Below are 25,986 nucleotides of genomic sequence, written 5' to 3' on the forward strand. Positions count from 1 at the left end.
AGGCATCCCTGTCGCAACTCCGCTGCCCACGGTCAACCCCGGCCCGGCCATCCGTGGCCGGTCGTTCGCCGGGGCAACGCATGCGTTGCTTTATCCGGCTTACCCCTTGCCTTTTGTTCTCGTCGAGTTGGGGCAGGCGTTCTTCTCGAGGTACTGAATGATGATGCCGGCCACGTCCTGTTCGGTGGTGGTCTCGATTCCTTCCAGCCCGGGCGAGGAATTCACCTCCATCACCAGTGGTCCGTGATTGGAACGCAGGATATCCACCCCCGCCACCGATAGTCCCATGACCTTGGCGGCCCTGATCGCGGTCATGCGCTCTTCCGGGGTGATCTTGATCAGGCTGGCGCTGCCCCCGCGATGCAGGTTGGAGCGGAACTCGCCGGGTTTGGCCTGGCGCTTCATCGAAGCGATCACCTTGTCGCCCACCACGAAGCAGCGGATGTCTGCGCCACCGGCTTCGCGGATGTACTCCTGCACCATGATGTTCTGCTTCAGGCCCATGAACGCCTCGATCACCGATTCGGCGGCCTTCTCCGTTTCGCACAGGACGACGCCTATGCCCTGGGTGCCTTCCAGTACCTTGATCACCAGCGGAGCGCCGTTGACCATGCGGATCAGGTCGGGGATGTCGTCGGGGGAATGGGCAAAGCCGGTCACCGGCAAGCCGATACCCTTGCGTGACAGCAGTTGCAGCGAACGCAGCTTGTCCCGCGAGCGGGTAATGGCGACCGATTCATTGAGGGGGAATACCCCCATCATTTCGAACTGGCGCAATACGGCGCAGCCATAGAAGGTGACCGAGGCGCCGATACGCGGGATCACCGCGTCGAAGCCTTCCAGCGGCTGGCCGCGATAGTGGATCTGCGGCTTGTGGCTGGCGATGTTCATATAGGCGCGCAGGGTGTCTATCACCACCATTTCATGGCCGCGCTGCTGGCCGGCCTCAACAAGGCGGCGAGTCGAATACAGGCGCGGATTGCGCGATAACACGGCGATTTTCATTGGGCACCCGGAAGGGAAAGAGTCGGTTTTTCCTGTACGTAGGTGAGCGCCGGATTGACCACCAATTGCGCCTGCACCAAGGCCTTGGAGCCCAGCAGTACGCGATAACGCATGGTCTTGCGGCAGGCCAGGGTGAACTCGATGGGCCAGACCCGGTCACCCAGGGCGAGCAGGGTGCGGATGACGTAGCGGGTCTGTGCCTGGCCGTTGGAGCTTTTTATGGTCTTTACCGTGACGACCTGCGCCTCGCAGCGGTGACGCCGTTGCACCAGGGTGCCGAGGTGCGCGGTGAACCTGACCCAGCGCTCGCCGCTCTTCTCGAAGGGGACGATGTCGCTGGCATGCAGCGTGGAGGTGCTGGCCCCGGTATCGATCTTCGCGCGAAGGCCAACCATGCCGAGTTCTGGCAGGGCGATCCATTCGCGGAGTCCGATTACGGAGAGATGGTCGAAAGTCTTCAATGCAGGCTTTCCGGTAAAGTTGGCGCATTCTAGTGGGCCGATGTGACAACTGCATCTGGCCCTGGCTGAGCTTAGACCGGGCTGACGAATGGGTCAGCCCGGGCAGGATGGAATCGAGTCATGCGTGAAAAAGACGACAAAGACGACAAGGTGCGCCTCGACAAATGGCTCTGGGCCGCGCGTTTCTTCAAGACCCGCGCCCTGGCCAAGGAAGCCATCGAGGGTGGCAAGGTCCACCATCATGGCGATCGCTGCAAGCCGTCCAAGGAACCCCGCATCGGTGACGAATATGTGATCCGCGCCGGCTTCGATGAGCGCACAGTCGTTGTCCGCGCACTATCCGCGGTGCGTCGTGGCGCCCCAGAGGCCCAGGCCCTTTACGAGGAAACTGCCGAGAGCCTGGCCAAGCGGGAAGAGGCCGCCGCCATGCGCAAGGCGGGTGCCCTTGGCATCCAGACCGATGGCCGGCCGACCAAGAAACAGCGTAGGCAAATCCACTTCCTGCGTGGCGGCAGCGAATAGGGGCGGTGAAAATCGACCTGGCCGCCGGGCTCCCGAGCGGCCGCTGATCATCGATAGAAAACACCCGCGCGGGCGATAGACAACCGGCCCTTGGTCCGCCGACGGATTTGCGCATAAAATCGCCAGCCTTTCGGCCAAATTGGCCCAAATGCAGCGAGTCCGGCATGTCCGATTTCACCCAACGTTTTCTGTTCGACGACACCGATGTGCGCGGCGAACTGGTTTCCCTCGGCGAGAGCTACGCCCACGTCCTGGCCAAGCATCCCTACCCGGAGCCGGTTGCCCAACTGCTCGGTGAAATGCTCGCCGCCGCTTCCCTGCTGGTCGGCACCCTCAAGTTCGATGGTCTGCTGGTGCTGCAGGCGCGTTCCTCCGGCGCGGTTCCGCTGCTGATGGTCGAATGCTCCAGCGACCGGGAAGTGCGTGGCATTGCCCGTTATCACGCCAGCCAGGTAAACCCGGCCGCCAGCCTGTCAGACCTGATGCCCGAAGGTTCGTTGACCCTGACCGTCGACCCGAAGCAGGGCCAGCGCTACCAGGGCATCGTCGCCCTCGAAGGCGCCAGCCTGGCCGAATGTCTTTCCAGCTATTTCGACAATTCGCAGCAGTTGCCTACCCGGTTCTGGCTCTACGCCGACGGCCGCAATGCCCGGGGCATGCTGCTCCAGGCTCTGCCGGCCGATCGCCTGAAGGATCCCGAGGCTCGTGAGGCCAACTGGCAGCACCTGACCACCCTGGCCGACACGCTGACCGCCGAGGAACTGCTCGGTCTGGACAACGAAACCGTGCTGCATCGGCTCTATCATGAAGAAGCGGTGCGCTTGTTCGATCCCCAGGCCATTCACTTCCGCTGCAGCTGTTCGCGCCAGCGTTCGGCCAATGCACTGGTGAGCCTGGGCAAGGACGACGCCGAAGCCCTGCTGCAGGAAAGCGGTGGCACCGTGGTGATCGACTGCCAGTTCTGCAATCAGCGCTACAGCTTCGACGCGGCGGATATCGCCCAGCTGTTTGCCGGTGGCGGCAGCGCCGCGCCGTCGGAAACGCGCCACTGAAAAGATGTAGCGTGCCCGCAAGGTCGCTGCGTGACCGGGGTGCGATTATCGGTCATGAATATGCCCGTCTGACAGGAGGTTTCTACCCAAAGCGGGCTTTTCTGGCATAATCGCGCGCACTTTTTTCGCTGTAGGGGGTCGCATTACCCACTACAAAACGTTTGGAGGACTCGGCTTTTCGCCGACGGGGAACCACATGACGCAAGCCAATAACGCCGTGTACACCGATATCAGCGCCGCGCAACTGGTCGAAGAGGCCATTCGCCGTGGTGAGGGTGAACTGGCCGCCAACGGTTCGTTGGTAGTGAAAACCGGTCACCGCACCGGTCGTTCTCCGGCAGATCGTTTCATCGTTCAAGAGCCGAGCACCGACGCCAAAATCGCCTGGGGCAACATTAACCGTCCCTTCCCGGCGGACAAATTCGATGCGCTGTGGAGCCGTGTTGAAGCTTATGTGACCGAAGGTGAGCGTTTCGTCTCCCACGTGCACGTCGGGGCCGATCCTGAGCACTACCTGGCCGTCAAGATGACCACCGAGACCGCCTGGCACAACCTGTTCGGCCGTTGCCTGTTCATCAACCCGGAACAGTACAACCCGCAGTCCCGCCAGGAGTGGCAGATCCTCAACGCGCCGAACTTCGTTTGCGAGCCTGAGCGTGATGGCACCAACTCCGATGGTTGCGTGATCCTCAACTTCGCCGCCAAGAAAGTGCTGATCGCCGGCATGCGCTACGCCGGTGAAATGAAGAAGGCCATGTTCTCCGTGCAGAACTTCCTGCTGCCGGAAAAAGACGTGCTGCCGATGCACTGCGCCGCCAACGTTGGCGAAGAAGGCGACACCACCCTGTTCTTCGGTCTGTCCGGCACCGGCAAGACCACCCTGTCCGCCGACGAAAGCCGTTACCTGATCGGTGACGACGAGCACGGTTGGGGCGTGGGCACTGTGTTCAACATCGAAGGCGGCTGCTACGCCAAGTGCATCGACCTTTCCGAGAAGAACGAGCCGGTAATCTGGAAAGCCATCCAGTTCGGCGCGGTGCTGGAAAACGTGGTGCTGAACCCGGAAACCCGCCTGCCCGACTACAGCGATGACAGCCTGACCCAGAACACCCGTGCGGCCTACCCGCTGCAGCTGGTCGAGAAGCGCGTCGAGGCCAACCGCGCCGGCGAGCCGAACGCAGTGATCTTCCTGACCTGCGACCTGACCGGCGTGCTGCCGCCCGTTTCGATCCTGAACAACGAGCAGGCTGCCTACCACTTCCTGTCCGGCTACACCGCGCTGGTCGGTTCCACCGAAATGGGTTCCGGCGGTGGCATCAAGTCCACCTTCTCCACCTGCTTCGGCGCGCCTTTCTTCCCGCGTCCGGCTGGCGAGTACGCTGAGCTGCTGATCAAGCGCATCCAGGGCTTCGGCTCCAAGGTGTATCTGGTCAACACCGGCTGGACCGGTGGTGGCTACGGCGTTGGCAAGCGCTTCAACATCCCGACCACCCGTGGCGTGATCGCAGCCATCCAGAGCGGCGCTCTGATCGGAGCCGAGACCGAACACCTGGACACCATCAACCTGGACGTGCCGAAGGCCGTTCCGGGCGTCGAGACCAACCTGCTCAACCCGCGCAACACCTGGGCTGACAAGGCTGCCTATGACGAAGCTGCCAAGGCCCTGGCCAAGCAGTTCGTCGAGAACTTCAAGAAGTTCGACGTCTCCGACGCCATCAAGAACGCCGGCCCGCAGCTCTAAGCTGCACCGCGTCCTTGTCGAAGAAGCCGCCTCCGGGCGGCTTTTTCATTTGTGGCCTTGTGCCGCCCCGTAGGATGGGTTGAGCGGAACGCCGCCCGACCCAGCCTGCAAAGTCCCGGGGGCCACCAGGCTTCCACTTCAAGGAGTGATGCCATGCCCGCCGCGACCCTTGCCCGTGTCTTTGGCTACGATCATTTCCGCCCTGGCCAGGAATCCGCTATCTCTGCCGTGCTGGCGGGGCGATCGGCCGCTGCCATCTTCCCCACCGGTTCCGGCAAGTCGCTGTGCTACCAGTTGCCGGCGTTGCATCTACCGCACCTGACCCTTGTGGTATCGCCATTGCTGGCGCTGATGCAGGATCAACTGGCGTTCCTCGCCCGCCACGGTATCGCCGCTGCCAGCATCGACTCGGCACAGAGCCGTGAGGAGGCTGCCGAGGTCATGGCGCGGGCCCGTTCCGGTGAGCTGAAAATCCTGATGATTTCCGTGGAGCGACTGAAGAACGAGCGCTTCCGTGGCTTCATTCAGCAGGTACCGATTTCCCTGCTGGTGGTGGACGAGGCCCACTGCATTTCCGAGTGGGGCCACAACTTCCGCCCCGACTACCTCAAGCTGCCCGAGTACCAGCGCCAGTTCGGCATCCCCCAGGTGCTACTGCTCACCGCCACGGCGACGCCGACGGTGATCGCCGATATGCAGCGCAAGTTCGCCATCGCCGATGCCGATGTCATCACCACCGGCTTTTACCGCCCCAACCTGAACCTGCTGGTCGAGCCGGTGGCTCGCGAGCGCAAGCTGGAGCGGCTGGTGGAGTGGCTGGGAGAACGCATAGGGCAGCCGGCGATCGTCTACGTGACCTTGCAGAAGACCGCCGAAGAGGTCGCCGCGCGCCTGAGCGAACGTGACGTCGCCGCCAGCGCCTATCACGCGGGCATGCCCCATGAGGAGCGCGAGGCGCTGCAGCGCCGGTTCATGGCCGGGCAGGTCAATGTGATGGTGGCCACCATCGCGTTCGGCATGGGCATCGACAAGAGCGACATCCGCCAGGTGGTGCACTTCGACCTGCCCAAGTCGGTGGAAAACTACAGCCAGGAGATTGGCCGCGCCGGGCGCGACGGCGAGCCATCGGACTGCCTGGTGTTGGCCAACCTCGACAGCCTCAACGTGCTGGAGAACTTCGTCTATGGCGACACGCCGGAGCTTTCCGGCATCCGCCAGGTACTGGCTGAGCTCAAGGCGGCTGGGCAGGGTGGCGATCGCTGGGAGCTGATGCTGGGTGCGCTCTCCGACCAGAGCAACATTCGCCAGTTGCCGCTCAAGACCTTGCTGGTGCAATTGGAGCTGCGCGGCATCATCGCGCCGCTCTACGCCTACTTCGCCGAGTACCGTTTCAAGCACCTTCTGGAACCCGAGGCCCTGCTGGCGCAATTCGAGGGCGAGCGCCGCCAGTTCGTCGACGCCTTGCTGCGCACCTCTACTCGCGCGCGTACCTGGTGCACCGTGGACTTCGATCGCCTCTACCGCGAACACAGTGCTGAACGGAGCCGCGTGGTGAAGGCCCTGGACTACTTCCAGGAGCGCGGCTGGATCGAGTTGGAAAGCAAGCAGATGACCGAGGTCTACGCACTGAGCACACCCGACTTCGAGCCTGAGGCGTTGGCCGTGGAGCTGCACGATTACTTCCACCAGCAGGAACGCAGCGAGATAACCCGCATCCAGTCGATGCTGGCGCTGTTCGCCAGCGAGACCTGCCTCAGTGCGCGGCTGGCCAACTATTTCGGTGACCATGACGTCCCGGAGCGCTGCGGCCACTGCTCGGTCTGCCAGGGACGCGTGGCATACCTCCCGGCACCGCCAGCACTGTCGCCACTGGCGGAGCGCAACTTCAGCGCCCTGTGTGGCGGCTTCATCCAGCGCTTCGAAGAGCTGAAGGGGGAGCGGCCGGGTGTCGAGTGCCTCACGCGCATGCTTTGTGGTATCACCGCGCCGCTATTCACCCGCCTCAAGGCTCGCAACCTGCCAGGCTTTGCCGCGTTGGAAGCCTACCCCTACGCCGAAGTGCGCGATTGGGTGGGCCGGCACGCGGGGTGAGATCTGGCAAGCATTCGGATTATTCGATCGATAGCTTCGTTAATCAGTGTTGGAAGCGGGTGAGGCGGCTGCTTAGGATAGCGCCACTTTCTAATCAGCCCACTCCCTGGAGTACACCATGCATATCGATGAGGCCATCCGCAGCCGCCGCGCCATCAAGGCCTACGACACAGACCACAGCATCAGCCGCGAAGACAAGGACGAGTTGCTGCAACTGGCCCTGCTCGCACCCACCGCCTTCAACCTGCAGCACGTGCGGCTGGTGGAAGTCAGTGACCCAGCCCTGCGCCAGCGCATTCGCGATGTGGCCTGGGATCAGTCCCAGGTCACCGAAGCCTCGATGCTGGTGATCGTCTGCGCCCGCCTCGATGCCTGGGAGAAGGACGCCGCCCGCGTCTGGGCAGAAGCGCCGCAGCCGGTGCAGGAGTTCATGGCCGGCGCCATCGACAACTACTACCGTGACAAGCCCCGGGTGCAACGCGATGAAGTGATGCGCAGCTGCGGCCTGGTTGCCCAGACCCTGATGCTCGCTGCCCGCGGCAAGGGCCTGGATACCTGCCCCATGGACGGCTTCGACTTCGACGCCGTGGCCGATCTGATTCGCCTGCCGGAGAACCATGCCATTGGCCTGATGGTCGCCGTCGGCAAGCAGGCGGTCGCCGCCAGGCCGCGCATCGGCAAACTGGCCTTCGACGAAGCGGTGATCCGCAACCAGTTCTGACTTGCTTTGGAGCGTTGGGCTTCGCTTCGCTCTGCACCAACCTACGAAACGCCGCCTCTGCCTTTGCAGTGGCGGCGTTTTCATTTCCTCGAGATCAATGCGTAGGGTGCGTTGTGCGCACTGCGGTTCCCGAGCCGGTCTTTCGGTGCGCGCAACGCACCCTGCTCAAGCCCCTCATATTCTGCCGATGCTCATCAAACGCTCGATCAGCCATTGCAGGGCCTCATCCTCCTCGCGCTGGGCCACGCTCAACAGGTCGAGGTGGAAAGGGCCAAGGGCGAAGGGCAGGGGATGTACCTGCAGCGGGAGCAGACTGGCGAAGTGCTGGGCCAAGCGCGCTGGCAACACCACGGTGAGATCGGTGCTGGCGACGATATGCGCCGCCTGCAGGTAGTTGGGTGTCGTGTAGACGATGTCCCGTGCCAGCCCTTGCTCCCCCAGCCATTGATCGACCATGCCTTTGGTCTGGCCACCGTGTACCCAGAGGTGGCGTAGCCTGAGAAAGCCGGACAGGTCGGGCGCTTCCTGCATTTGCGGATGGTCGCGGCGGGCCACCAGACGCAGGGATTCGCTCATCCATCGGCGGCTGGCGAAACGCGAGGGAATGCTTTCGAAACGGCCCAGTACCAGGTCCAGTTCGCCCTGGTCCAACGCGGCGGCGGGCAGGCTCGGCGAGAGATGGCGAATGGCGATCTTCACTCCCGGTGCTTCTTCCGCCAGTTGCTGCAGCAGGCGCGGCATGCAGATCAGCTCCACGTAGTCCGTCACTGCGATGGTGAAGCGCTGGCGGCTACGCGCCGGGTCGAAACCTTCGCCGATGACCAGGCTTTGTTCGATCTGCTTGAGCGCGGCACGAATCGGGGATTCCAGGGCCAATGCTCGTGGCGTCGGCTGCATCGCCCGACCCACGCGCACGAGCAAAGGGTCGCCGAGCAGCTCGCGCAGCCGATTGAGCGCATTGCTCACCGCCGGCTGGCTGAGGGAGAGGCGTTCCGCTGCGCGCGAGACGTTGCGTTCGCGCAGCAGGGCGTCCAGTACCCGTAGGAGGTTGAGGTCGAAGTTCGAAATATTCACCAGGGAAATGCCATCTATCACAAGACTAAATTTCAAAAATAGTACCGTCTTCCTTAAGGTGATTGGCGATTTCGTCTCCCCATCAGAACAACAAGAGGGCCAGCGATGACCCAGAACGCATTCAACATCCAGCGGGCCGCCGTGATCGGTGCCGGCACCATGGGCCGAGGTATCGTCATGAGCCTGGCCAGCGCCGGCCTCGAAGTCCTGTGGCTGGACAACAATCCGCAGATGCTGGAGCAGGCTCTTGGCGTGGTGGCGGACACTTACGCCCACAACGTGCGCCAGGGCCGCATCAGTGAGGCCCAGGCCACCGAGCGCATTGCGCACATTCGGGCGGTGGGCAGCTATGACGATCTCGCCGAGGTCGATCTGGTGATCGAAGCGGTATATGAGAACCTCGAACTCAAGCAAACCATCTTCCGCGAGCTGGACGCCCGTCTGAAGCCGGCGGCGATCCTGGCCAGCAACACCTCGGCCCTGGATATCGATGCCATCGCCGCCGTTACCGGGCGCCCGGAGCAGGTCTTGGGTCTGCACTTCTTCAGCCCGGCGCACATCATGAAGTTGCTGGAAATCGTCCGTGGCGCACGCACCGCGCCCGCTGTACTGGACGCTGCACTAGCGTTGGGCCAACGCATGGGTAAGGTCAGCGTGGTGGCAGGCAACTGCAAGGGCTTCATTGGTAACCGCATGCTCCATACCTATGTGCGCGAGGCGCGGATGATGCTGCTGGAAGGCGCCTATCCGCATCAGGTGGACAGTGCGCTACAGGGTTTCGGCTTCGCCATGGGACCGTTCCGCATGTACGACGTGGTGGGCATCGACCTGGAATGGCGCGCCCGCGAGTTGTCCGGAAAGGGTAATGACGACCCCGCGGTACAGGTGGATAACCGCCTCTGCGCGATGGGCCGTTTCGGCCAGAAGGCGCGCATGGGCTACTACCGCTACGCCGAAGGTAGCCGCCAGGCCGAACCCGACCCGGAAGTGGACGCACTGGTGCTGCAAGTATCCGAGCAGCTTGGCTTCGACCGTCGGGAGATCGGCCCCGAGGAAATCCTCGAGCGCAGCCTGCTGGCCCTGGTCAACGAAGGGGCGAAGATCCTCGAAGAAGGTATCGCTAACTCCAGCGCCGATATCGACACCGTTTATCTCAATGGCTACGGCTTCCCGGTGGACAAGGGCGGGCCAATGGCCTGGGCCGACAGCCAGGGCCTGCCGGCCATCCGCAAGCGCCTGCAGGCATTGGCCGAACGCTTTGGCCCCCATTGGCAGCCGACCACGCTGATCCGTCGCCTGGCCGCATCTGACCGTCACTTCGCCGACTACCAACAGGAGGCCTGACCATGGCTTACAAGGCACCCCTGCGCGACATGCGCTTCGTGCTCCACGAACTTTTCGACGTCGCCGGCCACTGCGAGCTGCTGGCCAACGGGTTGGACCGTGAACTGATCGACGGTGTACTGGAGGAAGGTGCGCGTTACGCGAGCGAAGTGGTTTCGCCACTGAACCGCAACAGCGACGAAGAAGGCGTGATCCTGGAACAGGGCGCGGTGACTACGCCCAAGGGCTTCCGCGAGGCCTATCGGCAGTACTGCGACAATGGCTGGGCCAGCATGACCGGTCCGCAGGAGTTCGGCGGCCAGGGTTTCCCGCAGATGGTCGCCTGCAGTTTCCACGAAATGCTGATGGGCGCCAGCCTGTCGTTCCGCGTGTACTCCGGACTCACCGAAGGTGCCGTGCTGGCGCTGTACAAGCACGGCAGCGACACGCTCAAGCAGGCTTACCTGGAAAAGCTGGTGAGCGGTCAATGGGCCGGCACCATGTGCCTCACCGAACCCCAGGCCGGCACCGATCTGGCTCTGCTGCGCACCCGCGCCGAGCCCCAGGCCGATGGCAGCTACAAGGTCAGTGGCAGCAAGATCTTCATCAGCGGTGGCGAGCAGGATCTCTCCGAGAACATCGTCCACCTGGTGCTGGCGCGCCTGCCGGATGCCCCGGTTGGAGTGAAGGGCATCAGCCTGCTGCTGGTTCCCAAGTTCATCGCCAATCCGGATGGTACGCCGGGGGCGAAGAATGCCCTGGGCTGCGGCGCCATCGAACACAAGATGGGCATCAAGGGCGCTGCCACCTGCGTCATGAACTTCGACGGCGCCACTGGCTGGCTGATCGGCGAAGCCAACCAGGGCCTGGCCTGCATGTTCACCATGATGAACGACGCGCGCTTTCAGGTCGGCCTGCAAGGGCTCGGCATCGGTGAGCAGGCCTTCCAGGGTGCCCTTGCCTATGCCCGCGAGCGGCTGCAGTCGCGCGCCTTGAGCGGGCCGGCGGCGCCGGACAAACCGGCGGACCCGATCATCCACCACCCCGATGTCCGGCGCATGCTGCTGACCCAGAAGACCCTGGTGGAAGGTAGTCGCATGCTGGCTGTCTACTGCGCTCGCCAGCTGGACCTGGAGCACGGCCACCCGGATGCCACCCAGCGCAAGGCCGCCGGTCGGCGTGCGGCGCTGCTGATTCCCATCGTCAAGGCCTTCTTCACCGACATGGGCCAGGAAGTGGCCAGCCTCGGGGTACAGGTCTACGGTGGCCACGGCTTCATCCGCGAGTGGGGCATGGAACAGCTGATGCGCGACAGCCGCATCACGCAGCTTTACGAAGGCACCAACGGCATCCAGGCGCTCGACCTGATCCGTCGCAAGCTGATGGGTGATGGCGGGGCCGAGCTGGCCGCCTTGCAGGACGAAATCGCCGCGCTGGCCGATGCCCAGTTGCAGCGTGCCGAGTTGGCCGAACTGGCTGGCGCCGTGCTGGCGCGTCTGCAGGAGTGGCGTGGGCTGAGCGCGACCCTGCTGGATCGGGTGCGGGAGAACCCTGAAGAAATTGGAGCCGCCTCAGTGGACTTCCTGCAGTACTCGGCCTATGTGCTATTGGCGGGCTTCTGGTTGCAGGCCGCAGCGCGGGCCCAGGACATCCTGGATTCCGGCACGTCGGAGGCGGACTTCTACCAGGCCAAGTTGCACAGCGCGCGTTTCTATCTGCGTCGCGTGCTGCCGCGCGCCAGCAGTCATCGTGAAGCCCTGTTGGGCGGAGCAGACTGCCTGATGGCATTGCCCGAGGCTCATTTCGCGTTTTGACGGCGTTTACCGTCGCGGTACGCCTGGACAACAACAAGGGAGGACGCCCGGATGCAGCCCTTCAGCTTTGCCACCACCGCGCAGATTCTTTGCGAATCCGGCTCGGCCGCACGCCTGGCCGAACTCTGCCGCGAGCGCGGTGCCCAGCGCGTTGTGCTGGTGACCGATCCCGGCATCACCCGGCTCGGCCTGCTGGACGATATCCTCCTCGGATTCGCTCTCGAGGGCCTCAGCGTTGCGGTCTACGACCAGGTCCAGGCTGATCCGCCCGAGGCAGTGGTGCTGGAGGCCGTGGAACTGGCGAAGGTCCTTGGCGCCGAGCTGGTGGTGGGCTTTGGCGGTGGTAGCTCGATGGACGTGGCCAAGCTGGTGGCGTTGCTGGCCCACCCTGACTGCCGCCAGGATCTGGCGGACATCTATGGAGTGGGCAACGCGCGCGGTCGGCGCCTGCCGCTGCTGCAGGTACCAACTACCGCTGGCACCGGCTCCGAGGTGACGCCGATCGCCATCGTCACTACTGGCGAGACCACCAAGATGGGTGTTGTCTCACCGCTGCTGCTGCCGGACCTCGCGTTGCTGGATGCAGACCTGACCCTCGGCCTGCCGCCAGCGGTCACCGCGGCAACCGGGATCGACGCCATGGTTCACGCCATCGAGTCTTACACCAGCAAGCTGAAGAAGAACCCGCTGTCCGACCTGCTGGGCCGCGAAGCGTTACGCCTCCTGGCCGGCAACCTCGACGCGGTAGTCCAGGACGGCCGCAACCGCGAAGCACGGCAGGCCATGTTGCTGGGTGCGTGCCTCGCCGGCCAGGCATTCGCCAATGCGCCGGTGGCAGCTGTGCATGCACTGGCCTACCCGCTGGGTGGGCACTTCCATATTCCCCATGGTCTCTCCAACGCCCTGGTGCTGCCCCACGTGCTGAGTTTCAACGCCTCGGCAGCTGCCCCGCTCTACGCAGAGCTGGCGCCGCTGGTGCTTGGCAGCAATCTCAGGCCGGGCAGCGAGGCGCAGCTCACCGAGCAGTTGATCCGCGAACTCGCCGCCTTCAGTGAACGCAGCGGGTTGCCCACGCGCTTGCGTGATGCCGGAGTACCCGAGGCGATGCTGCCGCGCCTGGCGAGCGATGCCATGTTGCAACAACGGCTGTTGGTGAATAATCCGCGCGAGGTCAGCGAAGAGCAGGCCCTGGCTATCTACCAGTCGGCCTTCTGACCCTCCTGTAGGAGCCAGCTTGATGGCGAATGCAGCTGTTCGCGAGCAAGCTCGCTCCTGCATGAGTCGATCCAACCGAACCCAGGGAACCCCATGAGCCAACCCCAACACATGCGCGTTGACTACCGCCACTTCCAGCCCATCACCACGCGCTGGCATGACAACGATATCTACGGCCATGTGAACAACGTGGTCTATTACGGATTCTTCGACAGTGCCGTGAACACCTACCTGATCGAGCAAGGCGGGCTGGATATCCACGAAGGTAACGTGGTGGGTTTCGTGGTGAGCTCCTCCTGCGACTACTTCGCCTCCATCGCTTTCCCCGACCGCATCGAGGTCGGCCTGCGGGTGGGCAAGCTGGGCAACAGCTCGGTGCAGTACGAACTGGCGATCTTCAAGCAGGGCGAGATCGACGCCTGCGCGGCCGGACGTTTCGTCCATGTCTTCGTCGATCGTGAGAACAACCGGCCGGTGCCGATTCCCGAGGCGCTGCGTGCAGCGTTGGCGGAGTTGGTGGTGGAGGGCTGACGCATTTCTTTCGTAGGGGCGAATTCATTCGCGAAGGGCAGCGTAGCTGTCCCCTTGATAGCGTCAGGGGCAGACCGGCGGTCTGCATGGCAAATGAATTCGCCCCTACAGACAACTTTCACCCAGTCGACCCGAAACGGCTGAAATAGCGACATCTGTCAGCCCGACCGTCCATCCGCTCTACCCATCGTTTGCGTGAATCCGCACAATGCGCGCCAAACCCGAATCGTCCTGACCGGCTGCGAGGTGAAACACCACGCGGCAGGGTTCTTTCTTTTCGCTTGATCTGCAGCATGGAGGGCGGGACGCGATCGGGGTCCAATCTCCATTCCGGGGCCGGCTCGTAGTGCGGCCCGATGTTCAGCGGTACCTGCCATGACTCATGCAAACGGCTCCATCCTGCAACGCTTGAAACGCACCAGCCTGGTGACTCGGATCATCGTCGGCCTGATCGCCGGCATCGCCCTCGCCCTGATCACTCCCCAGTACGCCAGCGCCGTCGGCCTGCTCGGCAAACTCTTCGTCATGGCGCTGAAGGCCGTGGCACCCGTGCTGGTGTTCGTCCTGGTGATCGCTGCCATCGCCAATCACAAGCCGGGCGAGCGTACGCATATCCGCCCGATTCTCGTGCTCTACCTGATCGGTACCTTCTCCGCCGCCGTGGTGGCGGTGATGGCTTCCAGTCTCTTTCCCTCGACCCTCACCCTGGCCACTGGCGCTGCCGACCTGGCGCCGCCCAGCAACATTTCCGAGGTGTTGCTGAGCCTGCTGGGCAGTGCCGTGGCCAACCCGGTGACTGCCCTGACGGAGGCCAACTTCATCGGCATCCTGGTCTGGGCCGTGGGCCTGGGTATTGCCATTCGCCAGGGCAGCGAAACCACCCGCAACGTGTTCAGTGACCTGTCCCATGGTGTGTCGCTGATCGTACGCGTGGTGATCAGCTTCGCCCCGCTGGGCATCTTCGGCCTGGTTGCCTCGACCCTCGCCGAGAACGGCATTGGCGTGCTGGCCGACTACGCCCACCTGCTGGCGGTGCTGCTGGGCTGCATGTTGTTCGTGGCCTTCGTCGTGAACCCGCTGATCGTATTCTCGAAGATTCGCCGCAACCCCTATCCGCTGGTGCTGACCTGCCTGCGTGAAAGCGGCATCACCGCGTTCTTCACCCGCAGTTCGGCAGCCAACATTCCGGTCAACCTGCAGCTGGCGGAGAAGCTTGGCCTGCATGAGGACACCTACTCGGTCTCCATTCCGCTGGGCGCCACCATCAACATGGCCGGCGCAGCCATCACCATCACCGTGCTGACCCTGGCGGCAGTGAAGACGCTGGGGATCGTCGTCGACATTCCCACCGCGATCCTGCTCAGCGTCGTAGCCTCGATCTGCGCCTGTGGCGCTTCCGGTGTGGCGGGGGGCTCGCTGCTGCTGATCCCGCTGGCCTGCAGCCTGTTTGGCATCCCCAGTGAAGTGGCGATGCAAGTCGTGGCCGTTGGCTTCATCATCGGCATCCTCCAGGATGCCGCCGAGACCGCGCTGAACTCCTCCACCGACGTGCTCTTCACCGCAGCTGCCTGCATGGCCAGCGGCGATGTGGACGAAGTGCGTGCCGAGCAGCTCGGCTGATTTCGGCCTGAAATGAAAAAGCCCGGCATAGGCCGGGCTTTTTCATGGGGGCAGCAATCAGTGGCGATGCTTGCGGTGCTTGTGATGGCCGTCGTGATCGTCCTTGGTCAGCTCGGTGGCGATGGCGCCGCCCGCTGCACCGCCCAGGCCTGCGCCGATGGCAGAACCGGTGGAGCCGCCCAGTGCGCGGCCGGCTACCGAGCCACCCGCAGCGCCCAGACCGCCGCCGATTGCGGCTTCGGTCTTCTTGCCGCTCCTGGCGGTCATTGCGCCACCCGCAGCGCCACCCAGACCGGCGCCGATGGCAGCGCCAGTGCTGCCGCCCACGGCATTGCCGACGACGTTACCCAGGACGCCGCCGAGGCCGCCACCGATGGCGTTGTTGGTGGTTTCGCCGGCCACGACGGCTTGGGTTGCCAGCAGGCTGAGGGCGAGGGCGGTTACTGCTTTACGCATGTTGCAGAGTCTCCATTTCAAAAAGAGGGTCCATGGCTCCGCGGGCCTGCCGCAGTGCCCATGACACAAGTCAGATTATGAATTCGGGAGGGGGGCGGCTGTCTCTCGACCAGGCCGCAGGTCTAGAAAAAGCCCGCTTCAAGCGGGCTTTTTCGGTTAGCGGGGTTGATCAATCATCCCAGTCGCCGTGGTGACGGTGCTTGTGCTTGCGATGACCCCAGGCGTGGCCTCTGCCAGGGTGATCGCGGTAGGCGCGACGATAGTGGCGATGGTCATCATCGTAGTCGTCATCGTCGTAGCGGTTCCGGTCACCGAACTCGTTGCCGAGGGCGCCACCGGCGCCACCGCCGAGCGCTGCACCGATCAGGCCGCCAGTGGTGCCGCCCATTTGCCGGCCGACAACCTGACCACCCGCTGCGCCCAAGCCGCCGCCGATGGCAGCTTCGGTACGGTTACGTTTCGGGGCTGCTACTGCACCGCCCGCGGCACCACCTACGCCGGCGCCAATGGCTGCGCCAGTGCTGCCGCCAACAGCGTTGCCGACAACGGACCCCAGGACCCCGCCCAGCGCACCGCCAATACCGGCATCGGTATTACCGCCTGCGAAGACGCTGCCGCTGGCGAGGCCAAGAGACAGAAGAAGGATCGAGGTGTACTTCATGGTGAGGATCGCCTCAGTGGTTTTGGTGAGGCGATATTTACTGTGGGAAATTACTTACGCAAGTGCCAGACGACGAAAAGTATCAACTTTTCATATTTTTTTAATTGTCTGATTTTGCAGCAGAACTTTTTCTGATTCGGGCTGTCTGAGACCTATTCCCGCCCGCATTTTCCGCGTCTTTCAGGTCTTTTCAGATGCTGGCGAAGTGCCCATGAACTTAAAGTTCCGTCGAGCCTTTATATAGGCATTGATTCCGTATTTCAAATTGTTTCTTGAAAGTTAAGTTAGAGAAACAAACTTCCCCTACTTAAGTTTCAAATTGGTATTCGCCGCAGTCCGGCATTCGGACTGCGGCGAATTCGTACGCGCGCAGGGGCGCTATTCGGTAGGCGAAGCCGCATCCCTAGAGGATGCGGTTGTTGTCGCGGGAGGCTTCGAGGCGGATAGCCACGAACTTGGAGGTGGGGGTGTAGCTGCCGTCGCCGTAGCTTTCCAACGGTACCAGCGGGTTGGTTTCCGGGTAATAGGCGGCGGCCTGGCCGGCGGGAATGTCGAATGCCAGCAGGCTGAAACCGGAAACGCGACGTTCCACGCCGTCATCCCACAGCGTCACCATGTCGACTTTCTGGCCGGGCTCGAAGCCTAGGCGGCGGATGTCCGCCTCGTTGGCGAAGACCACCTCGCGCTGGCCGCGTACGCCGCGATAGCGGTCGTCCAGGCCGTAGATGGTGGTGTTGTACTGGTCGTGGGAGCGCAGGGTCTGGAGGATCAGATGCGGCGTCTCGCCCGTGCTGCGGACTTTCTCGTGGAGCAGGTCGGCCGGTAGTGGGTCCGACTTGAAGTTGGCGCGGCCGCTGGCAGTGCTCCACTGCCGGTCGTTTGCGGTATTGCCCAGGTAGAACCCGCCCGGGTGCTGCACGCGTTGGTTGAAGTCCTTGAAGCCGGGAATGGTATCGGCGATGAGATCACGTATGCGGTCGTAGTTGGCGAGCAGGGCGTCCCAGTCCACCGGATGGTTGCCCAGGGTGGCCTTGGCGATGCCGGCGATGATGGCCGGCTCCGATCGCATCTCGCGGGACGACGGCTCCAATTGGCCGTAGGACGCGTGAATCATGCTGAAGGAGTCTTCCACCGTCACGGCTTGCGGGCCTTCCAGTTGGCGGTCGATATCGGTACGGCCGAGGCAGGGCAGGATCAGTGCTTCCTGGCCGACGGTCAGGTGGCTGCGGTTGAGCTTGGTGCTGATCTGTACCGTCAGATCGCAGCGCTGCAAGGCGGCATGGGTGCGTTGGCTGTCCGGCGTGGCCTGGGCGAAGTTGCCGCCCAGGCCGATGAAGACCCTGGCGTCGCCATCGAGCATCGCGTTGATCGCTTCCACGGTGTTGTGGCCGCTCTCCCGAGGAACCTTAAAGCCGAAGCGCGTTTCCAGGGCATCGAGCAGCGCCACCGGTGGCCGATCATTGATGCCCATGGTGCGGTCGCCCTGCACGTTGCTGTGGCCACGAACCGGGCAAAGGCCGGCGCCGGGGCGGCCGACGTTGCCGCGCAATAGCTGCAGGTTGACGATTTCATGGATGGTCGGCACCGAATGGCGGTGCTGGGTGATGCCCATTGCCCAGCAGACAATCACGTTGCGGGCATTACGATAGATGCGCGCGGATATCTCGATTTCTTCCAGCGTCAGGCCCGATTGCGCCTCGATGTGCGCCCAGGGCGTGGCATCCACCTCGGCCAGGTAGGCGTCAACGCCGAGGGTGTGCTCCGCGATGAAGGCATGGTCGAACACCGGTGTCTCGCCCTTTGCCTGGGCTTCCCGTTCCCATTGCAGCAGGAACTTTGCGATGCCGCGAATGGCGGCCATGTCGCCGCCCAGCGCCGGGCGGAAGAATGCGGTGTTCAGCGGCCGGGACCCGTTACTGAGCATTTCCAGTGCATGTTGCGGATGCTGGAAGCGCTCAAGGCCGCGTTCCTTGAGCGGATTGAAGCAGACCACCTGGGCGCCCCTTTGCACGGCTTCGCGTAGCGGCTCGAGCATGCGCGGGTGATTGGTGCCGGGGTTCTGGCCGAACACGAAGATGGCGTCGGCGTGTTCGAAGTCGTGGAAGGTCACGCTGCCCTTGCCGACCCCGATGCTCTGGCTCAGCGCGACACCGCTGGCTTCGTGGCACATGTTCGAGCAATCGGGGAAGTTGTTGGTGCCGAAGGCGCGGACGAACAACTGATACAGGTAGGCCGCCTCGTTGCTGGCGCGGCCGGAGGTGTAGAACTCCGCCTGGTTGGGGCTTTCCAGGTTGCGCAGGTGGCGCGCCACCTGGGCGAAGGCGTGTTCCCAGCTGACCGGTACGTAGTGGTCGGTCTGGCTGTCGTAGCGCATGGGCTGGGTCAGGCGGCCCTGGTACTCGAGCCAGTAATCGCTCTGTTCGCGCAACTGGCTGACGCTATAGCGGGCGAAGAAGGCGGCATCGACCCGACGCTTGGTGGCTTCCCAGTTGACCGCCTTGGCGCCGTTCTCGCAGAACTTGATGCGGCCGTCTTCGGGGGAGTCTCCCCAGGCGCAGCCGGGACAATCGAAGCCGCCGTTCTGGTTGGTCTTGAGCAGTGCGCGAAGGTTCTTGAACGGCTGTTTGCTGTCCAGCCAGAAGCGAGTGACGCTTTTCAGCGCACCCCAGCCAGCCGCGGCGCCTTTGTAGGGTTTGTAGCGAGGTTGTACGGGTTGGAGGCTCATTCTTTCGGGGCTTTCGCGTCTGGCGCCGGGCTGTAGACCCGTGGTGCGCTGTGATGGGGCAGATGGATGAGGTTGAGGTGATGCCGGCGTGCCCATTCCACTGTCAGGGTGGTGGGGGCGGAGAGGCTGACCAGCGTGGACAGGCCCGCGCGCACCGCCTTGTGGATAAGCTCCAGGCTGCAGCGGCTGGTGACCACGGCGAAACCGCTGCGAGGGTCGAGTCCCTGGCGCAACAGGGCGCCGATCAGTTTGTCGAGGGCGTTGTGGCGGCCAATGTCTTCGCGGCACAGGCGCAATTGGCCATCGGCATCGACGAATAGCGCAGCGTGCAGTGCACCACTGCGTCGGGCCAGTTCCTGGGCGTCGTTGATGCGTTGGCGAAGGTCGACGAAGTGTTCCGCCGGCGGCAATGGGGCCGGCGTCAGGGAGCGGAGCTCCGGCAGCGCCTGTTCCAGCGCTTCCACACCACAGAGTCCGCAGCCGGTCGTGCCGGCCAGGTTGCGGCGCTGTTCCTTGAGCGACCAGAAGGCGCGATTGCCAATATCCACCTCGGCGTGCAAGGCAATGCCTTCGCCCTCGAGCTGGATGTCATAGATATCGTCGATTGACTGCACCACCGCGCTGCTCAGGCTGAAACCGGCGACGAAGTCTTCCAGGGCACTGGGGGAAACCATCATGACGGCATAGCTGATGCCGTTATACGAAATCGCCAGGGCGCACTCTTCCGCCAGGGCGGCATCTTCCACGCGCGCATCACCGTCCAGTTCGGCATATTGGTAGCCGGCTGGTTCGGGCGGGTTTTCCACAGCAGTGAGATGGCGCTTGGCGTCTGGGTCTGGCATGGAAATGCCCCCTGCGACGGATTGACTCAGCCATCCTAGGCCCGTCTGGCACGAGCGTCTAATCGCTATTCCCGATTCATTGATCGAGTGCGTCTATCGGCCGGTTGAATCCAGCGCCAATAGGGCCTTGGCTTCGGAGAAACAGGCGTCAGCCAGCGCCGAGCGCGGGGCGCCACGCCGCAGGATGAGGCCCAGCGACGCCAGGGTGCGGGCATCCTCAATGGGGGTCAGCGTCAGGTGCTCGGTGAAGTCGTCGAGGCCGCTATCGAGCGGCATGATCGCGCAGCACAGGCCGGCGCTGACGGCCTGTAGGAGCTGATGCACGGCGTCTGTTTCCAGTCTCGGCTGGGGCGACAGGCCTCGACTGCGGAAGCCATGGTCAATGGACTGGCGAAAGTGCATACCACCTGATAGCAATCCCAGTGGCAGGTCCACCAGGCTCTCCCAAGGCAGAGCCGGCGTGTCGAAGCTGAAGTGGCGACGGTCATGCAAAAGGCCCATGTGGGCCTGCGCAAGCTCCAGGCTTTCGAAGTGCTCGCGGTCCAGGCGGTCGAGGTAGGACAGACCGAGGTCCAGCTGGTTGCGCGCCAGGCCTTCGAGAATCTGCTCGGAGCTCATGGAGAACAGCTGGAAGCGCAGGCTCGGGTGCGGCACGGAGAAGGCTTCTACCAGACGCATGGGGTCGAAGCCTGCCAGCGGCACTACACCGAGACGCAAGGTGCCGACGAGCTGGCCGCGACAGGCCGCCGCTTCGGCGTAGAGGCCGTCATGGGCCGCGAGCAGGGTGCGCGCCCAGGCCAGTACGCGCAGGCCCGCGTCGGTGAACCCTTCGAAGCGCTGGCCCCGGACCACCAGCTCCAGGCCGAGCTCTTCTTCCAGGCTGCGCAGGCGCATGGACAGCGTCGGCTGGGTGACATGGCAGCGCGCGGCGGCCTGGCCGAAGTGACGGGTTTCCTCCAGCGCGATGAGGAACTTCAGTTGCTTGATGTCCATGCCGGCTCCTTGGGATGTCTGGCGATTCTAGCCTGTCGTCGCCGCACGGCGGTGTTGCTGGGACGGGCGTCTAGACTTCCACTTCCCAGGCGCCGGGCGCCTTCTTAGCGGAACGAGAGGATCTGTCATGGGCATCTTCGACTTTGTCAAAGAAGCGGGTGTGAAGCTGTGGGAAACCCTGGTGGGCCAGGAGGCCCAGGCTGCCGAGTCGCTGAAGGAGCATGTGGCCAAGGTGGGCTTGGGCAATCCCGCCATCGAGCTGACGGTAGAAGGTGACAAGGTCATTGCCCGTGGTGAAGTGGCGACCCAGGAAGAGAAGGAGAAAATCCTCCTGGCCCTGGGCAATGTCGAGGGCGTAGCCCAGGTCGAGGACCAGATCAGCGTCACCGCACCTCCTGTGGCACCGGCACGTTTCGTCACCGTGAAGAAGGGCGACACCCTCAGCGCCATTGCCAAGGCCGAGTACGGCAACGCCAATGCCTACGTGAAGATCTTCGAGGCTAACAAGCCGATGCTCTCGCACCCGGACAAGATCTATCCGGGGCAGGTGCTGCGCATTCCCGAATGACGATCTGCTGCGCGTCGGAATAACTGCCTTGAGAATGGCTTCGGGCTGCTCATTTACAACTTGTAGACTTCGCTCCCTCAGCCATTCCCGCCTAGTTCTTCTCTAGCTCGCAAGAACGTGGATAGACGATGGTCAGAGACCTTCCACGAGCGTCCGATAGCTCTCCACCGCAGCGAATTCCTCGGTGTCTTTCGGACCCTTGCGACTGTCCGGAGCGCGCACTGCCAGCAGTTGGGCGATGCCGTACTGACGTGCGCTACGCAGGATCGGCAGGCTGTCGTCGATGAACAGGCTGCGCGTTGCATCGAAGCCGAAGTCGTGCTGCAGGGCGTGCCAGAACTGCTGGTCTTCCTTGGGGTAGCCGTAATCATGGGAGCTGATCAGGCGATCGAACCAGGGCGCCAGCTCCACTCGCTCCAGCTTCAGCGACAGCGAATCGCGGTGGGCGTTGGTGATCAACGCTACGCGCTTGCCGGCGCGGCGCAGTGCGGCGAGGAAGAGGTCGGCGTCCGGGCGCAGGGCGATCAAGTGCGCGACTTCTCGTTTGAGGTCGCGGATCGACAGACGCAGCTCGCGACTCCAGAAGTCCGTGCAATACCAATTCAGCTGTCCGGCGTTGTCGCGGAACAGTGGCAGCAACTCGGCGTCGGCCAGCTCACGGCTGATGCCGTGGTGCTCGGCATAGCGCTGCGGCAGGTATTCCATCCAGAAGTGGTTGTCGAAGTGCAGGTCGAGCAGGGTGCCGTCCATGTCGAGCAGGACGGTGTCGATCGCATTCCAGGGCAATTGCGGCATGGGCGGTATCGGTCGTTGGATGTCTGTCGCCCGTGCATCACTGGCCGTCGCGGGCACGCAATCTCCGGCGGGGACAATCGGCAAAGGCGGAGTATGATAACCCGCCGGTCATGCCAAGGAGTCCGTTATGCGTCAGAAGCCCACGGTGCTCGCTCGCGAGATTGTCGCCAGCAGCCGCCTATTCCGTGTCGAGGAGCTGCAGTTGCGCTTCGCCAATGGCGTCGAGCGCACCTACGAACGCCTGGTGGGCAAGGGCTCCGGTTATGGCGCCGTGATGGTGGTGGCCATGGCTGATGCCGAGCACGTGCTGCTGGTGGAGGAATACTGCGCCGGCACCGACGACTATCAGTTGTCCCTGCCCAAAGGATTGATCGAACCGGGCGAGGAGGTACTCGCCGCGGCCAACCGTGAACTCAAGGAAGAAGCCGGGTTCGGCGCGCGCAAGCTGGAACACCTTACCGAATTGTCCCTGTCACCCGGCTACATGAGCCAGAAGATCCAGGTAGTCCTGGCCCGCGACCTCTATGAGGAAAGCCTGCCCGGCGACGAGCCGGAACCGCTGCGGGTCGATCGCATCAGCCTGCGCGAGCTTTCCAGCCTCGCCCAGCACCAGCAATTCAGCGAGGGTCGCGCCCTGGCTGCGCTCTACCTGACCCGAGACATCCTGACCCAACGTGGGGAGTACCAACCTTGAGCCATCCTTTGCTTCCCGCCGTGATCGAACTGGTACGCCAGGCTGGCGACGCCATCCTGCCGTTCTGGCGCGGCGAACTGGCCGTTACCGAGAAGGACGACGCTTCTCCCGTTACCGCCGCCGATCTCGCCGCTCACAAAGTACTGGATGCCGGTCTCGCGGCACTGGATGCGAGTATTCCGGTGCTCTCGGAAGAGGCGGCGAACATCCCTCTGGCCGAGCGCGCCAGCTGGAAGCGCTGGTGGCTGGTGGACCCGCTGGATGGCACCAAGGAGTTCATCGCCGGCAGCGAAGAGTTCACCGTCAACGTGGCGCTGATTGAAGGCGGCCGGGTGGTATTCGGTGTGGTCGGCATGCCGGTCACCGGACGCTGCTATTACGGTGGTGCCGGCCTCGGTGCCTGGAGCCAGGATGAGGAGTTCGAAGCCGACGAAATCGCTGTACGCATCGCACCGGACGAAGCCTTCACTGTAGTCGCCAGCAAGCGTCATTCGAGCCCGGCGCAGGAGCGTCTGCTGGCTTGGCTGTGCGAGCGCTTCGGTGATTTGCAATTGGCCAGTATCGGCAGTTCGCTGAAGTTCTGCCTGCTGGCCGAAGGGTCGGCGGACTGCTATCCGCGTCTGGCGCCCACTTCCCAGTGGGACACTGCAGCCGCGCAGGGTGTGCTCGAAGGCGCGGGCGGTGAGGTGCTGGATCTCGCTGGCGAGCCTCTTACCTATGAGGCTCGCGAGGGTTTCCTCAATCCATCCTTCCTGGCGCTGCCGGTTGCCGCCGAATGGCGGGCGGAGCTGATTCAACTGGCGCGCGCGCTGGACTGAAAACGCCGAGAACGACAAAGGGCCCCGAGGGGCCCTTTTTCATGCTCGGCTTTTTTGGGGGGACCGCTGCGCGGTTATGTCTGCATGACGCGTTGCAAGCACCTGCATCGCCCGTAGGAGCTGGCTTGTCAGCGAATGGCCCCGTTTCGCTGGCAAGCCAGCTCCTACAAGGCTCTTGGCCCGATGGTCAATCTCTAGCAACAGCTAACGCAGACATAGCGAATGAATTCGCCAAGCAGGCCGGGGCCCTGCCTTTGGATCAGTCGAGCATATCGGCGAAGCGCTCGTCCTTCTTGTAGCGCAGGGCCTGGGCGAAGCCGGGCACCTGAATACCTTCGGGGCTCAGCTCGATCTGCTGTTCGTCGATCAGGTCGTTGCCGAAGTTGTAGATGATGTCGAGCTCGCCCAGGCGTGCGCGGCGATCGTATTCCTCAGCGTTGGCGCGGGTCTGCTCGCGCTTGGCGCTGTAGGCGGAGAAGGCGGCTTCGCCGTGGCGCTTCTTCAGCATCTTCTCGGCCAGACGCGGCGAGATGATCACGCCGGTGGCGTTGTTGCCGCCAAAGCCCTTGGAGTTGATGAAGCAGACGTCCAGCTGGCGATCGCCCAGGACCCGATCGCGGGTCTCGATGGACAGGTGTTGGCGGTGCACGTCGTCGGCCACGCGGTCGATGGTCTTGATGCCCGGCAGGATGCCGTACTTGAAGGTGCCCAGGGCGGCGATCACCTGGTCGCCGCTGGCGGTGGCCAGGGAGTGACCGACGTAGGCCTTCACCGCGGCGACCGGCCATTGCTCGATGCCGAAGGCACCGGCGACGCGGTCCAGCAATTCAGACTCAGTCACGCGGTTGGCCGGGGTGCTGGAACCGTGGGCATGGACGAAGCTGCGCTCGCGCACGCCGTCCGGGCCGATCAGCTGGGTAGCGGCGGCAACGGCCTTGGCCAGGGTCAGGTAGTTGCCCGGGCCGGGGGCAGAAATGGATTTCTTGAAGCCATCGGCGTTGATGAACACATCGGTCACCGCGCCATGGATATCGGCACCCAGCTCCAGGGCCAATTCGTCGTCCATCAGCACCACGTACTGGCTGGATTCGGCCAGGGTGAAGCCGCAGTTCTCGCCGAACGGGCGGCTGGCACGGCGGAAATCCACGTCCTCGCGGCCGCCGACCTGGCGCAGGCCCTCTTCGGTCGCCAGGGCACCCATGGCGCCGTAGCCGTCGATGCATTCCTGGTTGATCGGGGCCTCGGCGTTGCCTACCAGCGCCACACGGGCGCGACCGCTGGTGATGAGCTCGATGCCCTTCTGCAGGTTGTAGAGGAACGTGGCGCAGGCACCGGTGACGCTGCCGGTGGTGCCGACGCTGCCCAGTACATAGGCGTTGATGAAGTCGGCGGGCATGGTGTTCAGGCCCAGCGGCAGTTGCTTGGCACTGACGCGGCTGCCCTTGAGGCGAGACTGCATCAGGCCGCCGAAGCCGTTCTCGTCCAGCTGGCTCATGATGCTGCCGGAGAACACCGCGATTTCGTCGGGTTGCACGCGGTCGACGATGCTCTTCCACGGAAGGCCGATGGAGCGGATGGCATCGGTCGCGGCGACCACGGACATCTGCAGGCCGCGCGGATGGAAGCGGGAGTTGTACAGCTCACCTGGTTCAAAACCAGTGGGCAGTTGGCCAGCGGACTTCACCGGCAGCTCGCGGTAGCTGTCCACCTTGAAGTCGCAGGTGCCCTGGAGGGTCACGCGGACTTCACCGCCATCCAGGGTTTCCACTTCCCAGTTGGCCGGCAACGGCTCGGGCAGCTGCTTGCGCGAGGTGATGAAGCTGATCGCCTGGCCATCGCAGGCCGACGCGGTGAGGTTCTTCTGCCAATGGGCGGCGTCCACGTCCAGATGCTGCTTGCCAATGCGGCGCACCAGGGTGGCATCGAGAATTTCGGCGGAGTAACGGCTCTCGATTTCGGCCAGGGTCAGGACCTTGCCGTCGGCATCGTGATACTGGCCATCGGTCACCGCTACCAGCTTCATCATCACGGCAAGGCCGGCCAGGGTTTCCTGGCGGGCCTTGGCCTCCAGGGTTTCGATCACGATGCGGCGGAAACCGTGGTGGAACGAGCTTCGCCCAGCTGCGTTGTAGCCGCCAAAACCCACAATCACTGGAAGTCGGGACATCTCTCGGAAACTCCTCAAAAAGACCATCTCATGCCGGCGGGCGGGCTTGGCCGCGGGGCGCCGCGCGTCGTGGCGGCAATTTGCGGGGTCAAGCGTC

Annotated in this window: 23 protein-coding genes; 13 read left to right on the top strand and 10 right to left on the bottom strand. The window is 63.6% G+C overall.

Annotation, left to right across the window (positions count from 1 at the left end; all coding sequences use genetic code 11):
- Positions 1-99 precede the first annotated feature (99 nt).
- Both rimK and D6Z43_RS21325 read right to left on the bottom strand, forming a co-directional pair.
- Complete coding sequence (gene rimK / locus D6Z43_RS21320; protein ID WP_120654039.1) at positions 100-1,005, bottom strand: 30S ribosomal protein S6--L-glutamate ligase; 906 nt, start codon at positions 1,003-1,005, stop codon at positions 100-102.
- Positions 1,002-1,439: an ATP-dependent zinc protease gene (locus D6Z43_RS21325; protein WP_256658068.1), complete on the bottom strand. Its 438-nt coding sequence runs from the start codon at positions 1,437-1,439 to the stop codon at positions 1,002-1,004. Before D6Z43_RS21325 ends, rimK begins: the two co-directional genes overlap by 4 nt.
- Before the next feature lie 147 nt (positions 1,440-1,586).
- Between D6Z43_RS21325 and D6Z43_RS21330 the strand changes: the two genes are divergently transcribed.
- From D6Z43_RS21330 to D6Z43_RS21350, 5 genes are all read left to right on the top strand, one after another.
- On the top strand, positions 1,587-1,988 hold the full coding sequence (locus D6Z43_RS21330; RefSeq protein ID WP_120654040.1) for an RNA-binding S4 domain-containing protein: 402 nt from the start codon (positions 1,587-1,589) through the stop codon (positions 1,986-1,988).
- A 164-nt stretch (positions 1,989-2,152) separates the two neighbouring features.
- Positions 2,153-3,040 (top strand): Hsp33 family molecular chaperone HslO, encoded by an 888-nt coding sequence (hslO, locus tag D6Z43_RS21335; RefSeq protein WP_120654041.1) that lies wholly within the window; start codon positions 2,153-2,155, stop codon positions 3,038-3,040.
- 196 nt (positions 3,041-3,236) lie between these two features.
- Positions 3,237-4,781 carry a phosphoenolpyruvate carboxykinase gene (locus D6Z43_RS21340; protein ID WP_120654042.1) on the top strand — a complete coding sequence of 515 codons (1,545 nt, stop codon included), beginning with the start codon at positions 3,237-3,239 and terminating at the stop codon, positions 4,779-4,781.
- Between the two features lie 153 nt (positions 4,782-4,934).
- Positions 4,935-6,872 carry an ATP-dependent DNA helicase RecQ gene (locus D6Z43_RS21345; protein WP_120654043.1) on the top strand — a complete coding sequence of 646 codons (1,938 nt, stop codon included), beginning with the start codon at positions 4,935-4,937 and terminating at the stop codon, positions 6,870-6,872.
- A 118-nt stretch (positions 6,873-6,990) separates the two neighbouring features.
- The gene (locus tag D6Z43_RS21350) at positions 6,991-7,593 is read left to right on the top strand and encodes a nitroreductase family protein (RefSeq protein WP_120654044.1); all 603 of its coding nucleotides are present in this window, start codon (positions 6,991-6,993) and stop codon (positions 7,591-7,593) included.
- Between the two features lie 174 nt (positions 7,594-7,767).
- Here D6Z43_RS21350 and D6Z43_RS21355 read toward each other — a convergent pair whose 3' ends face one another.
- Positions 7,768-8,667 (bottom strand): LysR family transcriptional regulator, encoded by a 900-nt coding sequence (locus tag D6Z43_RS21355; protein WP_120655325.1) that lies wholly within the window; start codon positions 8,665-8,667, stop codon positions 7,768-7,770.
- A 105-nt stretch (positions 8,668-8,772) separates the two neighbouring features.
- Between D6Z43_RS21355 and D6Z43_RS21360 the strand changes: the two genes are divergently transcribed.
- The 5 genes from D6Z43_RS21360 (at position 8,773) to sstT (ending at position 15,170) form a co-directional block, all read left to right on the top strand.
- Positions 8,773-10,011, top strand: a complete 1,239-nt coding sequence (locus D6Z43_RS21360) for a 3-hydroxyacyl-CoA dehydrogenase (RefSeq protein WP_120654045.1) — start codon at positions 8,773-8,775, stop codon at positions 10,009-10,011.
- Positions 10,012-10,013: 2 nt separating this feature from the next.
- A complete protein-coding gene (locus D6Z43_RS21365) occupies positions 10,014-11,804 on the top strand; it encodes an acyl-CoA dehydrogenase C-terminal domain-containing protein (protein WP_120654046.1) in 1,791 nt (596 codons plus the stop codon).
- 51 nt (positions 11,805-11,855) lie between these two features.
- The gene (locus D6Z43_RS21370) at positions 11,856-13,019 is read left to right on the top strand and encodes an iron-containing alcohol dehydrogenase (protein ID WP_120654047.1); all 1,164 of its coding nucleotides are present in this window, start codon (positions 11,856-11,858) and stop codon (positions 13,017-13,019) included.
- Positions 13,020-13,112: 93 nt separating this feature from the next.
- The gene (locus tag D6Z43_RS21375) at positions 13,113-13,550 is read left to right on the top strand and encodes a thioesterase family protein (protein WP_120654048.1); all 438 of its coding nucleotides are present in this window, start codon (positions 13,113-13,115) and stop codon (positions 13,548-13,550) included.
- A gap of 375 nt (positions 13,551-13,925) precedes the next feature.
- Positions 13,926-15,170, top strand: a complete 1,245-nt coding sequence (gene sstT / locus D6Z43_RS21380) for a serine/threonine transporter SstT (RefSeq protein ID WP_120654049.1) — start codon at positions 13,926-13,928, stop codon at positions 15,168-15,170.
- 57 nt (positions 15,171-15,227) lie between these two features.
- On the opposite strand, the gene D6Z43_RS21385 is transcribed toward sstT, so the two are convergent.
- From D6Z43_RS21385 to D6Z43_RS21405, 5 genes are all read right to left on the bottom strand, one after another.
- Complete coding sequence (locus tag D6Z43_RS21385) at positions 15,228-15,626, bottom strand: glycine zipper domain-containing protein (RefSeq protein ID WP_120654050.1); 399 nt, start codon at positions 15,624-15,626, stop codon at positions 15,228-15,230.
- 169 nt (positions 15,627-15,795) lie between these two features.
- Positions 15,796-16,287 (bottom strand): hypothetical protein, encoded by a 492-nt coding sequence (locus tag D6Z43_RS21390; protein WP_120654051.1) that lies wholly within the window; start codon positions 16,285-16,287, stop codon positions 15,796-15,798.
- A gap of 403 nt (positions 16,288-16,690) precedes the next feature.
- The gene (locus D6Z43_RS21395; protein WP_120654052.1) at positions 16,691-19,012 is read right to left on the bottom strand and encodes an FdhF/YdeP family oxidoreductase; all 2,322 of its coding nucleotides are present in this window, start codon (positions 19,010-19,012) and stop codon (positions 16,691-16,693) included.
- Positions 19,009-19,854, bottom strand: coding sequence for a formate dehydrogenase accessory sulfurtransferase FdhD (gene fdhD / locus D6Z43_RS21400; RefSeq protein WP_120654053.1), 846 nt, complete (start codon positions 19,852-19,854; stop codon positions 19,009-19,011). The genes D6Z43_RS21395 and fdhD overlap by 4 nt, the downstream gene beginning before the upstream one ends.
- Positions 19,855-19,947: 93 nt before the next feature.
- Positions 19,948-20,847 (bottom strand): LysR family transcriptional regulator, encoded by a 900-nt coding sequence (locus D6Z43_RS21405; protein ID WP_120654054.1) that lies wholly within the window; start codon positions 20,845-20,847, stop codon positions 19,948-19,950.
- Between the two features lie 127 nt (positions 20,848-20,974).
- Between D6Z43_RS21405 and lysM the strand changes: the two genes are divergently transcribed.
- Complete coding sequence (gene lysM / locus D6Z43_RS21410) at positions 20,975-21,415, top strand: peptidoglycan-binding protein LysM (protein ID WP_120654055.1); 441 nt, start codon at positions 20,975-20,977, stop codon at positions 21,413-21,415.
- 132 nt (positions 21,416-21,547) lie between these two features.
- Here the strand turns inward: lysM and yrfG are convergent, their stop codons facing one another.
- Entirely contained in the window at positions 21,548-22,210 is a 663-nt protein-coding gene (yrfG, locus tag D6Z43_RS21415; RefSeq protein ID WP_120654056.1) for a GMP/IMP nucleotidase, read from the bottom strand.
- Positions 22,211-22,337: 127 nt separating this feature from the next.
- On the opposite strand from yrfG, the gene nudE reads away from it, so the two are divergent.
- Both nudE and cysQ read left to right on the top strand, forming a co-directional pair.
- Positions 22,338-22,904, top strand: coding sequence for an ADP compounds hydrolase NudE (gene nudE, locus D6Z43_RS21420; protein WP_120654057.1), 567 nt, complete (start codon positions 22,338-22,340; stop codon positions 22,902-22,904).
- Positions 22,901-23,722, top strand: coding sequence for a 3'(2'),5'-bisphosphate nucleotidase CysQ (gene cysQ / locus D6Z43_RS21425; protein WP_120654058.1), 822 nt, complete (start codon positions 22,901-22,903; stop codon positions 23,720-23,722). Before nudE ends, cysQ begins: the two co-directional genes overlap by 4 nt.
- Positions 23,723-23,981: 259 nt before the next feature.
- Here cysQ and D6Z43_RS21430 read toward each other — a convergent pair whose 3' ends face one another.
- A complete protein-coding gene (locus D6Z43_RS21430; RefSeq protein ID WP_120654059.1) occupies positions 23,982-25,889 on the bottom strand; it encodes a beta-ketoacyl synthase in 1,908 nt (635 codons plus the stop codon).
- Between the last annotated feature and the right edge of the window lie 97 nt (positions 25,890-25,986).

It is taken from the genome of Pseudomonas sp. DY-1, from assembly GCF_003626975.1.
GTDB lineage: Bacteria > Pseudomonadota > Gammaproteobacteria > Pseudomonadales > Pseudomonadaceae > Metapseudomonas.

Bases quoted from the DNA above. Each gene is read 5' to 3' on its own strand.
- rimK (WP_120654039.1), bottom strand. From the start codon at position 1,005: ATGAAAATCGCCGTGTTATCGCGCAATCCGCGCCTGTATTCGACTCGC.
- D6Z43_RS21330 (WP_120654040.1), top strand. From the start codon at position 1,587: ATGCGTGAAAAAGACGACAAAGACGACAAGGTGCGCCTCGACAAATGG.
- hslO (WP_120654041.1), top strand. From the start codon at position 2,153: ATGTCCGATTTCACCCAACGTTTTCTGTTCGACGACACCGATGTGCGC.
- D6Z43_RS21340 (WP_120654042.1), top strand. From the start codon at position 3,237: ATGACGCAAGCCAATAACGCCGTGTACACCGATATCAGCGCCGCGCAA.
- D6Z43_RS21345 (WP_120654043.1), top strand. From the start codon at position 4,935: ATGCCCGCCGCGACCCTTGCCCGTGTCTTTGGCTACGATCATTTCCGC.
- D6Z43_RS21350 (WP_120654044.1), top strand. From the start codon at position 6,991: ATGCATATCGATGAGGCCATCCGCAGCCGCCGCGCCATCAAGGCCTAC.
- D6Z43_RS21360 (WP_120654045.1), top strand. From the start codon at position 8,773: ATGACCCAGAACGCATTCAACATCCAGCGGGCCGCCGTGATCGGTGCC.
- D6Z43_RS21365 (WP_120654046.1), top strand. From the start codon at position 10,014: ATGGCTTACAAGGCACCCCTGCGCGACATGCGCTTCGTGCTCCACGAA.
- D6Z43_RS21370 (WP_120654047.1), top strand. From the start codon at position 11,856: ATGCAGCCCTTCAGCTTTGCCACCACCGCGCAGATTCTTTGCGAATCC.
- D6Z43_RS21375 (WP_120654048.1), top strand. From the start codon at position 13,113: ATGAGCCAACCCCAACACATGCGCGTTGACTACCGCCACTTCCAGCCC.
- sstT (WP_120654049.1), top strand. From the start codon at position 13,926: ATGACTCATGCAAACGGCTCCATCCTGCAACGCTTGAAACGCACCAGC.
- D6Z43_RS21385 (WP_120654050.1), bottom strand. From the start codon at position 15,626: ATGCGTAAAGCAGTAACCGCCCTCGCCCTCAGCCTGCTGGCAACCCAA.
- D6Z43_RS21390 (WP_120654051.1), bottom strand. From the start codon at position 16,287: ATGAAGTACACCTCGATCCTTCTTCTGTCTCTTGGCCTCGCCAGCGGC.
- D6Z43_RS21395 (WP_120654052.1), bottom strand. From the start codon at position 19,012: ATGAGCCTCCAACCCGTACAACCTCGCTACAAACCCTACAAAGGCGCC.
- fdhD (WP_120654053.1), bottom strand. From the start codon at position 19,854: ATGCCAGACCCAGACGCCAAGCGCCATCTCACTGCTGTGGAAAACCCG.
- D6Z43_RS21405 (WP_120654054.1), bottom strand. From the start codon at position 20,847: ATGGACATCAAGCAACTGAAGTTCCTCATCGCGCTGGAGGAAACCCGT.
- lysM (WP_120654055.1), top strand. From the start codon at position 20,975: ATGGGCATCTTCGACTTTGTCAAAGAAGCGGGTGTGAAGCTGTGGGAA.
- yrfG (WP_120654056.1), bottom strand. From the start codon at position 22,210: ATGCCGCAATTGCCCTGGAATGCGATCGACACCGTCCTGCTCGACATG.
- nudE (WP_120654057.1), top strand. From the start codon at position 22,338: ATGCGTCAGAAGCCCACGGTGCTCGCTCGCGAGATTGTCGCCAGCAGC.
- D6Z43_RS21430 (WP_120654059.1), bottom strand. From the start codon at position 25,889: ATGTCCCGACTTCCAGTGATTGTGGGTTTTGGCGGCTACAACGCAGCT.